The sequence below is a fragment of the Hydrogenovibrio sp. SC-1 genome, assembly GCF_002848135.1.
GTDB lineage: Bacteria > Pseudomonadota > Gammaproteobacteria > Thiomicrospirales > Thiomicrospiraceae > Hydrogenovibrio.
Window position 1 is genome coordinate 15,156 of the sequence record NZ_PKGB01000014.1, and the last position, 13,795, is coordinate 28,950.

At 38.8% G+C, this 13,795-nt stretch carries 13 protein-coding genes; 10 read left to right on the plus strand and 3 right to left on the minus strand.

All coding sequences use genetic code 11. The features are described from left to right. Position 1: 1 nt before the first annotated feature. Genes CYQ88_RS08325 through CYQ88_RS08360 form a run of 8 tightly spaced genes read left to right on the plus strand, consistent with a single transcriptional unit; the run spans position 2 to position 8,014 of the window. Positions 2 to 370, plus strand: coding sequence for a DUF3487 family protein (locus tag CYQ88_RS08325; RefSeq protein ID WP_101840896.1), 369 nt, complete (start codon positions 2 to 4; stop codon positions 368 to 370). Next, complete coding sequence (locus CYQ88_RS08330) at positions 363 to 1,049, plus strand: DUF2895 family protein (protein ID WP_101840897.1); 687 nt, start codon at positions 363 to 365, stop codon at positions 1,047 to 1,049. Before CYQ88_RS08325 ends, CYQ88_RS08330 begins: the two co-directional genes overlap by 8 nt. After that, positions 1,046 to 1,873 carry a TIGR03749 family integrating conjugative element protein gene (locus CYQ88_RS08335; protein ID WP_101840898.1) on the plus strand — a complete coding sequence of 276 codons (828 nt, stop codon included), beginning with the start codon at positions 1,046 to 1,048 and terminating at the stop codon, positions 1,871 to 1,873. The genes CYQ88_RS08330 and CYQ88_RS08335 overlap by 4 nt, the downstream gene beginning before the upstream one ends. Next, a complete protein-coding gene (locus CYQ88_RS08340) occupies positions 1,870 to 3,255 on the plus strand; it encodes a TIGR03752 family integrating conjugative element protein (protein WP_101840899.1) in 1,386 nt (461 codons plus the stop codon). Before CYQ88_RS08335 ends, CYQ88_RS08340 begins: the two co-directional genes overlap by 4 nt. 31 nt (positions 3,256 to 3,286) lie before the next feature. Further along, positions 3,287 to 3,592, plus strand: coding sequence for a TIGR03751 family conjugal transfer lipoprotein (locus CYQ88_RS08345; RefSeq protein WP_233188847.1), 306 nt, complete (start codon positions 3,287 to 3,289; stop codon positions 3,590 to 3,592). A 3-nt stretch (positions 3,593 to 3,595) separates the two neighbouring features. Then, positions 3,596 to 6,475 (plus strand): conjugative transfer ATPase, encoded by a 2,880-nt coding sequence (locus CYQ88_RS08350; RefSeq protein WP_101840901.1) that lies wholly within the window; start codon positions 3,596 to 3,598, stop codon positions 6,473 to 6,475. 17 nt (positions 6,476 to 6,492) lie between these two features. Further along, a complete protein-coding gene (locus CYQ88_RS08355) occupies positions 6,493 to 6,906 on the plus strand; it encodes a DUF1525 domain-containing protein (RefSeq protein ID WP_101840902.1) in 414 nt (137 codons plus the stop codon). A gap of 1 nt (position 6,907) precedes the next feature. Further along, positions 6,908 to 8,014 carry a TIGR03756 family integrating conjugative element protein gene (locus CYQ88_RS08360; RefSeq protein WP_101840903.1) on the plus strand — a complete coding sequence of 369 codons (1,107 nt, stop codon included), beginning with the start codon at positions 6,908 to 6,910 and terminating at the stop codon, positions 8,012 to 8,014. Between the two features lie 55 nt (positions 8,015 to 8,069). On the opposite strand, the gene CYQ88_RS08365 is transcribed toward CYQ88_RS08360, so the two are convergent. Next, positions 8,070 to 9,446 carry a HEPN domain-containing protein gene (locus CYQ88_RS08365; protein WP_101840904.1) on the minus strand — a complete coding sequence of 459 codons (1,377 nt, stop codon included), beginning with the start codon at positions 9,444 to 9,446 and terminating at the stop codon, positions 8,070 to 8,072. Between the two features lie 255 nt (positions 9,447 to 9,701). Between CYQ88_RS08365 and CYQ88_RS08370 the strand changes: the two genes are divergently transcribed. Both CYQ88_RS08370 and CYQ88_RS08375 read left to right on the plus strand, forming a co-directional pair. After that, complete coding sequence (locus tag CYQ88_RS08370) at positions 9,702 to 11,096, plus strand: integrating conjugative element protein (RefSeq protein ID WP_101840905.1); 1,395 nt, start codon at positions 9,702 to 9,704, stop codon at positions 11,094 to 11,096. Positions 11,097 to 11,105: 9 nt separating this feature from the next. After that, positions 11,106 to 12,746, plus strand: a complete 1,641-nt coding sequence (locus tag CYQ88_RS08375) for a conjugal transfer protein TraG N-terminal domain-containing protein (protein ID WP_101840906.1) — start codon at positions 11,106 to 11,108, stop codon at positions 12,744 to 12,746. Between the two features lie 24 nt (positions 12,747 to 12,770). Here the strand turns inward: CYQ88_RS08375 and CYQ88_RS08380 are convergent, their stop codons facing one another. Further along, entirely contained in the window at positions 12,771 to 13,376 is a 606-nt protein-coding gene (locus CYQ88_RS08380) for a hypothetical protein (RefSeq protein WP_101840907.1), read from the minus strand. Between the two features lie 153 nt (positions 13,377 to 13,529). Continuing rightward, positions 13,530 to 13,787: a hypothetical protein gene (locus CYQ88_RS08385; RefSeq protein ID WP_101840908.1), complete on the minus strand. Its 258-nt coding sequence runs from the start codon at positions 13,785 to 13,787 to the stop codon at positions 13,530 to 13,532. Positions 13,788 to 13,795 lie beyond the last annotated feature (8 nt).

Genomic DNA, 13,795 nt, shown 5'->3' on the forward strand with positions numbered 1-13,795 from the left:
GATGGAGAAGCATAATCTCATTATTGCGAACCTTGATGAAGAACTGCCCGTATTTAAAGGTGCGACGCTTCCCGAGGTTCTTGTGATTGCAAAATATTCATTTTATATCAGCTTTCTTGTTGGCCTTTTAATCGGATTTATTTTGATTAGTTGGATGCTGATCATTGTGCTTTTCTTTTCAATTTTTGGAACCATCGCTCTGATATGGATCTCTTCGGCAAGTTTGAAATCAGTCAAAAGAGGCAAGCCACCTGGCTACTTTATGCAACTCATTGATATTTTCATGTTTAAGCATTTTCAGAAAAAAACCTACTTCTTACTTAAAAAGTCACGTTGGTTTGGAAATAGAGGAATAAATCAAAATGTCTGATCCGTACAAAGATAAAAGAGCAAATGACATTTCCCATATAAATACGTTGAGGTTTGTTATCGGATCATTGATTCTTACGCTGATTATTTCACTCGGGATTAATTTTATTCAAGCTCAAGAACCAGAAGCTCAAAGACTTTCATTGCCGCCTGAATTGAAATACGGAGCTTCATTAAGTACAGGGAAAATTAATTCATGGGAGATTTATAACTTTACTGGAGCGATCTATCAGCAATTAAACACTTGGCTAACAAATGGCGAGACTGACTATATTGATAATATCAAAAAGTACAGCGCATTGTTCACCCATCGATTTATCGCTCAAAAACATAAAGAATTCACCAAGAAAAAAAACCGCCTAGAACTCAAAGATCGTCAAAGATCCCTCTCCCCGTTAGGAGACTACTCAGAAACCGATCACTGTGGCAATTATCATGATACGTGCGTTAAAAACTTAGGCGCTGGCCGCTGGAAAGTATGGCTGGACATTAACCTTAGAGAGTGGCAACAAGCATCTAAGGACACCCTGCCTTATGAATTGAAAAACTTGAAATTGAGAGTGCCATTTCTAGTTATTTACGATGACACTAATACTGAATATAACCCCTGGGGGTTAAAGATCGACTATGAGTTTACAAATGAAATTCAAAAAATTTCACTTGAAGGAAGTCAGAAGTGAGAATTCTATTTTTTCTAGTTATAACGTTAGTCAGCCAGGTTGCACTATCAGATGAGCATATCGTGTGGGACAAAACACCAATCGAATTACATTTATCACTAGGAAATGAAAGGCAGGTTGTTTTCCCTGACGATATTGAAATTGGGATATCGAATTCAGCCATAAATCGATTCAAAACCATTACCAGTGTTGACAATAGAATGTTTATTGAACCTAGTGTTCAGTTTGAACGACAACGCATTCTAGTTAGGGAATCAAAAACGGGTATTAACTATGTTATTTATTTATCCGTAAAGACAGATACTTCTCAGTTAGATCCAGTAGCAATAATTCACAAAGAGAACAAGGTCAAGCCTATTCCTAGTCAAGCTGACTCAGCTAGTAAGAATAGGTCTGCTGATAAATTATTAAACTCGTATCCTTATTTGACTCGTTATGTTGCTCAACAGCTATATGCCCCCAAAAGATTAGTTAGAAATAATCCTGCGATCCAACGAATCTCGGTACTAAACAAAAGCTTTACTTCGTTATTCAGATGTACAAGCGGCTCCTTAAGCTGTACTTCGATCGTTGCGACTCCCCTCATCTCTTATAAAACGGGCCTACTATACGCCAGTGCTTTAAGGATCAAAAATGTATCGGATTATGCTATCGATATTGATCCAAGACTGGTTAAATCAGATATGAGCCCCGGCGCACTGTTAGCAGCAACATCTATGCATGGTCGGTTGCTTCCTTCAAGGTATGGCGACAAATCAGAAACTGTGATCATCATCATTCACAAAAGACCGTTATTAGCTATGTTTTTGGGGTTAAATCAATGAAAGGCAGAAACCCATTAGTCATTATTTTCTTTTTGGTTGCCCTTGCATTTGTGGCCGGTATCATCTTTTTTTCTGGTGGAAATGATGAAATCACAGTTACCGGTAGAGGCGAACAGAATGCTAAAAACGATGTCAAAAATTCTAATAGCAGCTCACCAGATGCAGATACCCTGCCAACCGAATTTAAAAAACTCATTGGTGACATTCAGTATTTAAAAAATAGGGTTGAATCATTGGAATCCGTAAAGGACAGTGTTGGAGTTTTAAACTCTAATAATAAGATCAAGGATGGATCCAGTCTAGCACTTAAAAACGGGATGGAGTCTTTATTAACACCCGCAGAAAAAGAGCCCTCAGTCACAACCCTGCCCAATGAAATAATCAGTCCGCCTTCGACGGACAGCTCAAATAATTCAACACAAGCCATTCTTGATAGTCTTGTACCGCCCATTATTCCGACAGGGAAAAAAAAGACACAAGAGCAAGACTTTTCCGAACCTGATCAGGTTGTTTGGATTAAACCGCTTGATAGCGGCTATTCTAAGAAAAAAAACAATAGTCGTTTAACATCGAATTACTCTCCCGGTGAAGTAAATCAAGATCAACCTGGCCTACTCGATGAGGTTGGTTCAAAAGCTAAGAACACTCTTGGTTTAGAGTCTGGCAAGGATCCAAGGTTTACGATTCCTCATGGTTCAATCATCGCGGATTCAATGGCAGTAACCGCTTTTATTGGCAAAATCCCAGTGAAAGGTCAACTTCAGGATCCTTGGAAATTTAAACTCAGCACTGGCCAAAATATCATTATGCCTAATGATCATGAGTTACAGGGATTGGAAAAAACAATTATTGAAGGAACAGCCATCGGAGACTTGAATTTAAGATGTGTCACAGGTCGGATTGAAACGATGACTTTCATCTTTACCGATGGTCAAATTATGACTCATAAAGCCACCAAACCAAAAGATGGAATGGGCTACATTTCAGATTCGCATGCTAACCCTTGCATACCAGGTGAGCTAATCACTAATGCCCCTCAAATCATTTCCCAAATGAGTTTGCTAGGCATTGGAGAAGGCTTTAGCAAATCCTATGCTGATGCAGAAACTCAAACTCGAAATAATTTAGATGGCACAACAAATCAAGTCGTCATAGGAGATCACTTCGCTAATGCCGGTTTTAATGGCATATCAAGTGGTTTTTCTGAAGTGAAAAAATGGTTTTCTGACCGAATTGGCCAGTACTTTGATGTGATCTATGTGCCTGGTGGCCAACACGTCGACATTCATATTTCTGAAGAAATTAAAATTGATTACGATCCAATGGGAAGGAAGGTTAAATATGACACGCATTCTGACGCTACTCATGGCTATATGGATTAGTGGATGCTCCACTAATGCACCCCTGAAAGAAATGAGCAAGAACGGCCCCTCTACTGCCGAGTTAATGCGACAGCCAACTATGCAGTCGAACACCAGTTCATCAAATAAGTATTTAAGACCTGTATATGAAACTAACTATAGTGATTACACACGGAATGCTAACAATGAACTAAATCACCTCTTCCCTCGTCTTCCAAACCCAACTTTAGTCATGTTTATCTACCCACATATTTCTTCTTCAGGTGTACCCGTTCCCGGCTACTCTACCGCCTTTTCAATGTATGAAAAAGCAATTGAGTATGCCCTGCCCGGCGAAACTCCATATAACGTGAGATAGCTTATGAAATGGATTGATAGATTGATGGGAATGCATGAAAAAGGGATGGATTTTTCTGACCCTCAAAAAGTACCTAAAGTTCCTGAAGACACAAAACTTGCTAGATGGTCAGGTATCGGCCAGCTTCCTTTGACAGTGAAAGAATGGATGTCACCAATCACAACAACTAAAGAGCAAGCTGAAGAACTCAATAATATGTCCTCATTCAGCGACTTAATTAACGCTAGGATGGATTTGGGTGGAAAGTATGTCCTTATGGATGATCTAAAAACTATAGGGGCGGTCTTTGAAATCACACCAATTGTTGCTGATGCTCGATCCGAAGAGTATATGAACGATATCTTAGATAAGATTATTGGTATCTTAAAGGATTCGATACCTAGAGATGCTGTTTCTCCCTGGATGATGAATGTTACGCTTCAAGATGAAGGGTCGATGGAGGGGTTTAAAAATACCGTTTCAAACTACCCGCAATCAGAAAAAATTCATAATTCTGAGTTTACACAAGAATGGACTCGGATTTTAAGAGAACATTTAGATGACGTATCAGATCCAAACGGATTATTTGAAGATCGAATGGTATCCGGAGGCATTTGGTATGCCCGATATCGCAAAGTGCGATTGTATCTTTGGAGAAAAGATCCAAATACTAAAAAAGATCATGCACCGGAACTGGGGGATGTAATTGATCAGCTAAAAAGTCGATTTCAAGCTGCTAATATCAAAGTTGAACAAAAGCCCCCTTCTGAACTCTATTACTGGTTAAGTCGCTTTTTTGTTCCGGCAAATAAAGATTATATTGGGTTTGACATCGATAAGTACTTAGAAAGGCACCCATACCATGACAACGAACATTTCAACTGCTTAGGTCTGTTTGAAGATGGTGCAACGGGTGATCTTGTTAAAGATGCGTTACATGGCCAATACCCATACTCTGATGAGAAAGGGAATTGGTGGTTTAATGAAAAGCCCATCCGCTTCGTTACAGTTGAAAAACCAACCACAGAACCCCAAATTGGGGCGATATCTGCCGAGCTCAAGAATGGCGATCAACGGTATGCTTTATGGGACAAAATGCCAACCGGCGCAATCTATTCTCAGACCATTATTTTTGAAGCTGAGGATGTCATTGAAGAAGAGTTGGCGAAGATGGAAGCCAATTTAATTGGTTCCGATGAAAAGTCAAAAATGCTTAAAGCTCAGGTTACAACGGCAAGACAAGAAATAGCAAATGGAAATGTTGCTTTAAAATCTTTTGTTGGAGTGTATGTTCAAGGGGATGATTCAGATGATCTCAATCGTAAACTACGCCAAGTTACAACTTGGTTAGATGCCTCAGGCTTAAAAACCATTGATCCAAAGCTGGATCTTGTCTCGCAAGATTGCTTTTTACGAGGAATCCCTTTTAATTTTGATCGTGATTATGATCGTCACCCGACCTTGAGAAGAGCTCGAAAATACTTTGTAAAACACCTAGCTAAAATCATTCCGTTTTATGGCCGCTCGCGAGGAACCGGCAACCCTGGTTTTTTGTTTTTTAATCGAGGTGGAGAACCATTTAGCTTTGATCCATTAAAAGATCGAGCTAAAAATGCTTTTGCACTAATTTTAGGGCCAACTGGTTCAGGGAAATCAGCTTTACTTAACTTTATTATTGCTCAGTATGTCGCTTTTTATAAAGCTCGGTTTTTTATTATCGAAAAAGGGAAATCCTTTTATCTTCTAGGTAAATTTTTGCAGAAATTTGGTGTAGTAGTTCACCAGGTCACAGTCACACCCGACAAGCCCATCTCACTGAATCCTTTTAATGATGCTTGCAAGTTAAAAGAAATAACTGAAGAGGAAAATATTGATGAATCAGGCTTTGAAACCAAACATGATTTAATTGGTTCGATGAAAGAAGATATTGACTTAGAAGACAGCACCGAAGATGACCAAAGGGATGAGCTCGGAGAAATGATTATTGCGGCCATCACTATGATTACCGGTGGTGAGGAGAAGGAGCTTGATCTAATTCGAAGGCATGAGCGATTTGATATCATGCAGGCAATCGTTTTGGCTGGGAAAAACACGATTGATAAAGGCTATACCCTCCCTGAGGATATTTCTAAAGCCCTTTTTGAAATGTCTAAAGATCCAGAATTAAGCGATAAACGCTGTGAAAGGCTTGTTGAATTTTCCGACAATATGAAAATGTTTTGTTCCGGTGTTCGAGGTAAGTTTTTTAATCGTCCAGGAGAGACCTGGCCGGATGCTGATGTCACTATTTTTGATATCGGCATGATGGTCAGTGATGAATATGCGGATATGCTGGGGGTCAGCATGATTTCCATGCTTAATAAAGTTATCAGTATTGCGGAAGCAAATCAATACACTGGCCGCCCTATTATAACCCTTGCCGATGAAGGTCACATTACCACCACAAACCCTTTAATTGCACCCATTGTTACGAATATGACAAAGATGTCCAGAAAACTGAACTTATGGTTTTGGTTGGCCACACAAAACCTCTCTGACTTTAAAGATTCTGCAAGCAAAATGCTCTCGAATATGGAGTGGTGGATAACGATGTCAACCACACAAGATGAAGTTGAGCAAATCTCTCGCTTTAAAGCCTTAACTAAAGATCAAGAGTTACTACTACTCGCTGCCCGTAAAGAACCGGGTAAATACACGGAAGGCGTCGTTATGTCAGATGACCTCTTATCACTCTTTAGGAATGTACCGCCTTCAATTGCAATGGCATTAGCACAAACTGAAGGCCATGAGAAATTGGCTCGTAAAAAATTGATGGATAAACATGGAATTTCTGAGCTCGATGCGGCATATATGATCGCAGACCAAATGCGTGAACGTCGTAAGAAACCAAAAAACGTTGCATAATTTTTAAAGGATTTTTTATGAGAACCTGGGCTTTAACCATCACTATGCTTTTGAGTTCAGCGGCAAATGCTGTGGACGTAAAAAGCATCGATCTATTTATTGAACATGGCATGATTGTTAAAAATCAAGGCTATGGCCGTGATATCAGTTTAAAGATTCATTATGTCGATTCTGTCGATCGAGTGGAGAAAGAAATCAGTTCAGACCTTCCTTCAGATCGAGATAAAGCTGCTGCTATCTTAAAAAGAAGGATTGCTGAAACCGATATTGGCCAAAAAGTTGCAAAAGCCTATTTACCCGCACTTAAAGCCGCTAAGTTAGGGCTTCAAAGGATCCCCGCTGCGGTCATTAATGATAGGCAAGGTATCTTTTATGGATCCACCGATATCGCCGAAATACTAACTGCTGCACAAGAGCATATAGGTAACTAAGATGAAGTATCAAAAAAGTGTTGCAAGCATTCTTCTTGGTACTTTTCTTCTTGCTCAGTCCGTCAAAGCAAAAGAGTTTACAACCGCTGAAATTACCACACAAACACTGAATACAGAATGCGTCGATTATTGCATTGTTGGCGTATGTTTTTACCTATCTTGCAGCCTCTTTGGCGGTTGCCACATCAATACGACCCCTAGAATAAAACACTACTTACCCGATCTTTTTGTAACGGTCATGGACGAACCAATGGAAAATCCTTGGGTAGACTATCGAAGTGTGATGGGTAATGCTGAAGAGGCTGTTAAAAAAGGCTTAATTAGCGAAATAGCCGGGGAGCAACTATCGGGCGGTGACTTCACTCCGCCTCAATTACGAGCTAATTCATCTATCAAATATAAAGATGTCAGCATTGTTGGCCATCCACTATCTTTAGCAACACAGCAAAGCATTTCTGGATTTGTTTGTGAGTCAGATATAAAGCCATTCATGCCCTACTATTCCAGCACCTTTGATTATATTGGGTGGCGCTGGGGTATTCCAGATCGATTCACGTTAGCATCCATTACGCCAGGCCAAAGAGAAGTTGGGTCCAGATCGCTAACGGATCCCCTTGGTGGTACCTGGGGTTCGATTTATCCACGTCAGGGGTTTTTAATGCAAAAAGATGACGCTAAAGCTGCTGCCGTCGTCGCCCAAAGAGCTGTTGATATTGTCACTAGAGATGGGCAAGCGCATATCTACAACCCTATTAAAGGATCTTTAGAAGACTCATTTAGCTTAAAGGAAAAGACAGGGCTTGAAAAGATTTCACATGGGAATGAAGAAAACAAAGGCCCTTTATTTTCAAAACAAGGAAATGATTCCGAAGCTGAAGAAAAAATTGGTGCCGGCAGTAACGAAAAAAAGGATAAGTGGCAGATGTTTTCCCCCAAAAATGATAAAAAATGTAAGCCATTTGGGTCTAGTAAAATTGGCTGGAGCAAAGGTCGAATAGATGGTTCTCACCAGTATGCTTGGAACTATTGGCGACAATATGAATGCTGTGTACCTGGTGTTGGTTTTTACATTGAAACTGTTAAGACGGAGCCGGTTTGTCTCAATTAAAAAAGTTACAAAAGGTAGTTTTGGGTGAGTCAGAACAATCAATCTCTAGTGCTTTTTACATTGTCCGAAAAGCTTTACTGTCATCTGGTGAACCAGAATAGGTTTTCAACCTAATCGCAGCTTCTATTAGTGCTCGTCTAGCTAATGAGAAGGCTATTATTCGTTCATTATTATACGATTCAAGCCTGTCAACTAGACTTCCGTGAACAAACTTTGACCTTGAATCGTTATAAATTTTTTTAACGGCTTTAGATAAATCAAGTTCTTGTTCTTTTGAATTGTTTGTAAATACAAGTGTGTTTTTCTGTATGTTTAGTAAGTTTGAAAGCATATCAACTATAGGTTGATATTTACTTGCATGTGCTAGAATGTCTAAAGCCGTGGCCATCTTGGTTATTGCTAAAGCATCATCTCTTTCTCGACAACCTTCTGCAAACCAGTCTAATGATGTAGCCCACCTTTGGGACAGCTTTGAATCATCACCACCTTTAACTAACGATGAAACGATTTGTCCAATAGAATCGCAATATTTTGTAAAATCGATCCCTGGTTCTAGGGGATCTTCTCGGTAGTGGTTTTTTATAGAGTTATGTAAGCGATCTTTGTGTATCGATATAGTGCTTTCAAAAATTACAGGTTGTCTTTCATAACGAATCATATTTCTGTTAAAAACATTTTCATCAGATGCAAATGCTAGATTTATAGAGTCAACAGCAGTTTTTGAAACCAATCTACCAAGTTTACGTGAAAGCTCGATCTCATAACCTTCAATTTCTAATTCAATTACTTTGTCGTATGGTTTCTGAAAATCCTGTAATAATGTTGATATGTTATATGGAGTTTCGTCAATATCTTGGTGGTTTGATGTCAGGTCAGCATGAATTTGTTCGATGTCAGGTTCAACATGACTACCTTTAAAAATAATGTTCTTCCAATCAGAACTCCCACCCATTTTTAAATTAGTATTTGTTACCCAATCGCTAAACTGATAAATAACCACGGAGCCAAAATCTAATTTATTATACCCTTCAGGAAAACTAAGTTTTGTCGGGGTAAGGTGAGTAAATTTGACGGCGGTATTTTTAACCCTGGTTTCAATATTGCTTTTTAACATTGGTATGATATCTGTTATGTCTTTGATTGACTCATCATCTTGAACATTGCTTAATACATCAACAAATGATTGACGTAATAGCTTTGAATATGCATGAAGTTCAAGTTTTACACAGGTATTCTTTCGGTTTTCAAAAAAACGCTGAGCTAACTGAGCGAGTAATTTAGAGGCATTACTAGAAAATGAATAACCAGCACCATCCTTGCCAGTAATCGCGCAAAAACCTGGTATACCATGATCCTTACTCCAATCATAATCTTTAGAATGGGTAAGTATAATTTCTTCAATTAATTCACTTAAAATCTCGGATTGTTTCATTTTGACTCCAAATTAGGTTTTATCTCAGCATTCACCAACATAAACTATTTCAAGACCAAAAACTAAAAGAAATATCTGATAACTAGAAAATAGTTTCAGTAACCCTAATAATTTGAGAATATTCATATTTCAGACGAATCTAAACGGAAATAATATTTACAAATACCAAAACTTGATATTTGTAATCGCCTCTCCCTCCTCTATTCTTTGGCATGATTCGTAATCACTACTTTTAAATAGATAGAGGTTACGTTCATGAATACACCTTTCCATAAATCCAGTTTAATGATTGCTTTATTCTTAGCATTTAGCAGCAATGCTATTGCCATTGATATCGACACCGAACTAACCAAAGTCGCTAACGACAAAATCGTGTCAACAGACCTGGGAAGAATTGATAGAAATTCCAAGCTTTATTACAAATTAGGAGGTTCAAGACCCTTATCTCCGCCACCTTCTCATAATGCAGATTTAAAAGTTGGTGGTAAATTAAAATTCGGTGCCGGTTACTCGTGTGGAAAATTTGATCCTTCCTCTGGGTTGCAGAATTTCATGAACAACCTCAAGAATGGGGTCGATGATGCGATGAACACGGTAAGCCAGGCTGGTAGTTCGGCTATTGCAGGACTACCAGCCCTAATACTCTCGCGTAACTCTCCAGACCTTTATGAATTGCTTCAGACAAATGTTTTTAGAGCTGAAGAAAAACTCAAATTTAATGCTATGAGTTGCCAGGCAATTGAGCGCCAGTTAGCTGCGGGGGAAAACCCTTATAAACAATGGACAGAGCTGGCACAGGGTACCGCACTAAATGAGAAATCCGAATCCAATCCTGATGTGAATACGGCAATGCAGGAAGTTAAAGAAGAAGGCGGAGATAATGGTGTATATATGCCAGTCCCTGGAAAAGGTGTCATAAAAGCTGGGGGGAAAAATCAGGATCCAATCAGAATAGTCAGTACTGCGACTGTCTCTGGATATAATGTAATTCTAAAAAGAGATACTACCATTCTGAATGAACCAACAAAAGATCACGAAAGAAGAACTAAACTCGTATCAAACTTCAAGAATCCGGAAGAGCTAAGAAAATGGGCTGTTGAGTTTCTTGGTGAACAAGAAATTTACACCACTAAAACCCCATCAAAAGAACCAGAGTCCAAATCAGGCATAGGCTTATCTGGCATGGCCATTCAAATTCTACCAATAGTTAAAACTAAGCTCACAGAGGCCTATAACGCTAAAGAAGATGAAGAACGTATTACTCTATTATCTGAAATCCCCGGTAACTCTATTGTTACGTCAGACCTGATCCAGAAAATCAGAGCTTCAGGCATGAATATAAACATGATCGATGCGTTGGCAGATGAGCTTTCATTAGGACTAACAATTGATAAAGGACTGCTATTAAGAAGAGTCTTAATCACAAGTCTATCTGAGAAAAATATTTCTGCTTCACAGGTGGCTAAAGTAGCAATACAGGAAAAGATTAAACTTCTTGAAAGTGAACTTAATCAAGCAGTCTTTGAGTATGACATCAGAAAGAAACTCGTCACAAACTTGGCAAATACGGTGTATGAATTGGATTCTGGCCAAACAGACTCTCCAGTACCAGTTAGAAAAAAAGCCAGCGCATTACCTAAGTTTAATTAAGGTTAATTTATGTACTCTGATAGCTACTTAGAAATTGTCTTGACGGCATCAGGCTGGGATTTATATTCAAAGTTTGCAATGTTCATTTACACTTTGAACCTACACTACGTCCCTTTCATTGCTGTAATGGTTAAAAATTGGTGGGATACCCGGCGCAGTCAAAATGAGGGAATAGCATCAATCGTTGAATGGCGAAGAAATTATACCGATATCTATCCAATGATGATTGTCGTGATTCTATTCTGGATACCTAATAACAACACTACATTCAAGGCATCTGAGCATATCCAGCAAATCCAAAGTGAAATAAGTAATGATAATAGCATTGCTTACCAGCTTGGAAGCTCTCAAGGCGTTGAAGGGTATGGTGAAATCCCAATTCCCCCTGGATGGTGGATTTTGATGTATGGAACAAAGGCGGCCATAAATCAAATTACTATTTGGGTTGACTCCCAATACTCTCCTACATTAACGAATTTACTTCGAACATTTAACTCCATGAAGATCAAAGATGAAGAACTTCGAAATGAAACGAATTCATTTTTTTCATCTTGTTACTTGCCCTCCCTTGGCCGCTATCAAAATGAAAAAAAACAACCTGTTCCAGTCCCTTCAGAAAATGATGATATAAATTACATCGGTAACAATTTGTTTCAACTAACTCCAGGCTATTACATATCATGCGGAAGGTCAGATTACAATAACAATACATGCTATGGGGAACACGAGATCATGCCCTATGCCACGGCAGATCGATATGGCGTTCAAACCCTTTATTTACTAGACACCCCAAATGCAAACGGTGATATTGTCCAGTATGCAAAGTCTCCTTCTTGCTATACATGGTGGACAGGCAATGATGATACTTCTTATTCTGGATATGAAAGAGAAGGATTAAGGGTGAGGTTGTCAGACCATGCAGCGTCTCAATTAGCAGTTCAAGAAATATTTGGCAGTGATGGGCATAGTCTAGTAACTGGAAACTCAGGGCTTACATCATCAGTATCAAATTTATGGGATTGGGCTCAACTAACATTTGGATCAGAAGATGCAAGAGATGTTCTGATTAAGAGGTTGTTAAAAACTGACCCACCAGATATGCTCGGCCAAAAAGACCGAAAATATGCAAATGATGGAAGCCTCATGCAAGGCATTTGGGATTGGGTTCAGGGAGTTTTTGCAAGTATTGGTGCAGGTGTTGCAAGCTTTTCACTAGGCATCGTTTTAGAGCTATTAAAGCCAGGATTATTGATGGTTCAGGCAGGTATTATTTTTACCATAGTCATGATGATTGCAATCATATTGCCCATCGGTGGATTCAAGGTCGAAACTGTTGTAAAACTTATGTTTTATTTGATAGGCGCTTTATTGCTGTCATTATGGTGGCATATTGCTGACTGGATAAACGAAGGTTTGATTGGCATCATGTACCCTGATTTAGGCGGTACTGAAGATATGGATGTGTCGATGAATACCTTTTTATATCTTATAGCCACGTTTTTCTTTTATCTTGGAATACCAATGTATTTTGGAAAAATGATGGCTTTGGCTGGTCATGAAGCATTTGAAATGGTAGGTGATGAATTTAAAGGGCTTAGATCGACAGGAGATAAAGGGGCAGGAGCAGCTAAAAAATCATTAGGTAGATGATAGATGGCACCATCGTATCAATGTTTAATTATTTACAAGAGATTTTAATGTCTTAATCATTGTGTCTGCTTTTTTTAAAACTTTTTCTGCGTGAAGTCCAGAAAAAAAGTGATGAGGTTGTTTTAAACTATCCCAAACCCAGTAATTTTCATAAAGAATATACCCTTTTGATAGAAGATAGCTAGGGGCTCGATGAATGTCTCTGGGCTTTATAAGTTCATTAAGGCTATCCTTTGTTATAACACGCATATAGTCTTGTATGAACTTACCTGATTTTTCTTCGCATGGGTGAGTACCAATTAAAATAACCGCCACCGCATCATCCCAGTAGTTGAATTGTTTCGATAACGTTTCATGCAGCTCAGTTATTGTATCGTTATCGAAATTACTTCGAAACTTAACTTCGAGTAACCACGCTTTATCAATATCAGGTGTCGCAACTAAAAAATCTGGCAACGTTCTTAGCGCAAGAGGAAGCTTGAGTGCTTGGTATTGTCTATATTCAAGATGAGTTACTTCTTTAAAAACTTCTTCAACCCCAAGCCGTGAAACTCGGTATCCACCAGTTTCAAAAATAGTTTTAACCAACGACTGTGCAACCTGACCTTTCACAATATTTGAAAAATCCACATTTTATTCCTCATGCTTTTTTAAGAGCAAGCATAAAGTAGTAAACGGATAATGACAAGTAAACCAAGGGGAGTAATTGGTGATAAGCAGCAGGTCTTAAAATGTAAAAAAGGGCTTAAAGCCCCAAGTGATTTATTTAATTCCTAGTAAGGATTACCATCTTTTCACACCGTCATCATCATAATCGGGATCAAGATAAGCCCCTTCATTATAAAGCGGCTTTTCCTCAATCGGTTCTTCTTCACTTTTAAACACATTTTCAAGAACTTGCCACATTAAAATAAAGATACCAAACACTGCAAGCATAAACACTTTAGAGAGTATACGAACGACTGGATGATTCATCCACTGAGGTTTAGAGGCGTTTTCATCTGCTACGCTGTTCCAAGGATTTTTCATTTCAGTTTTCATATCTGTGT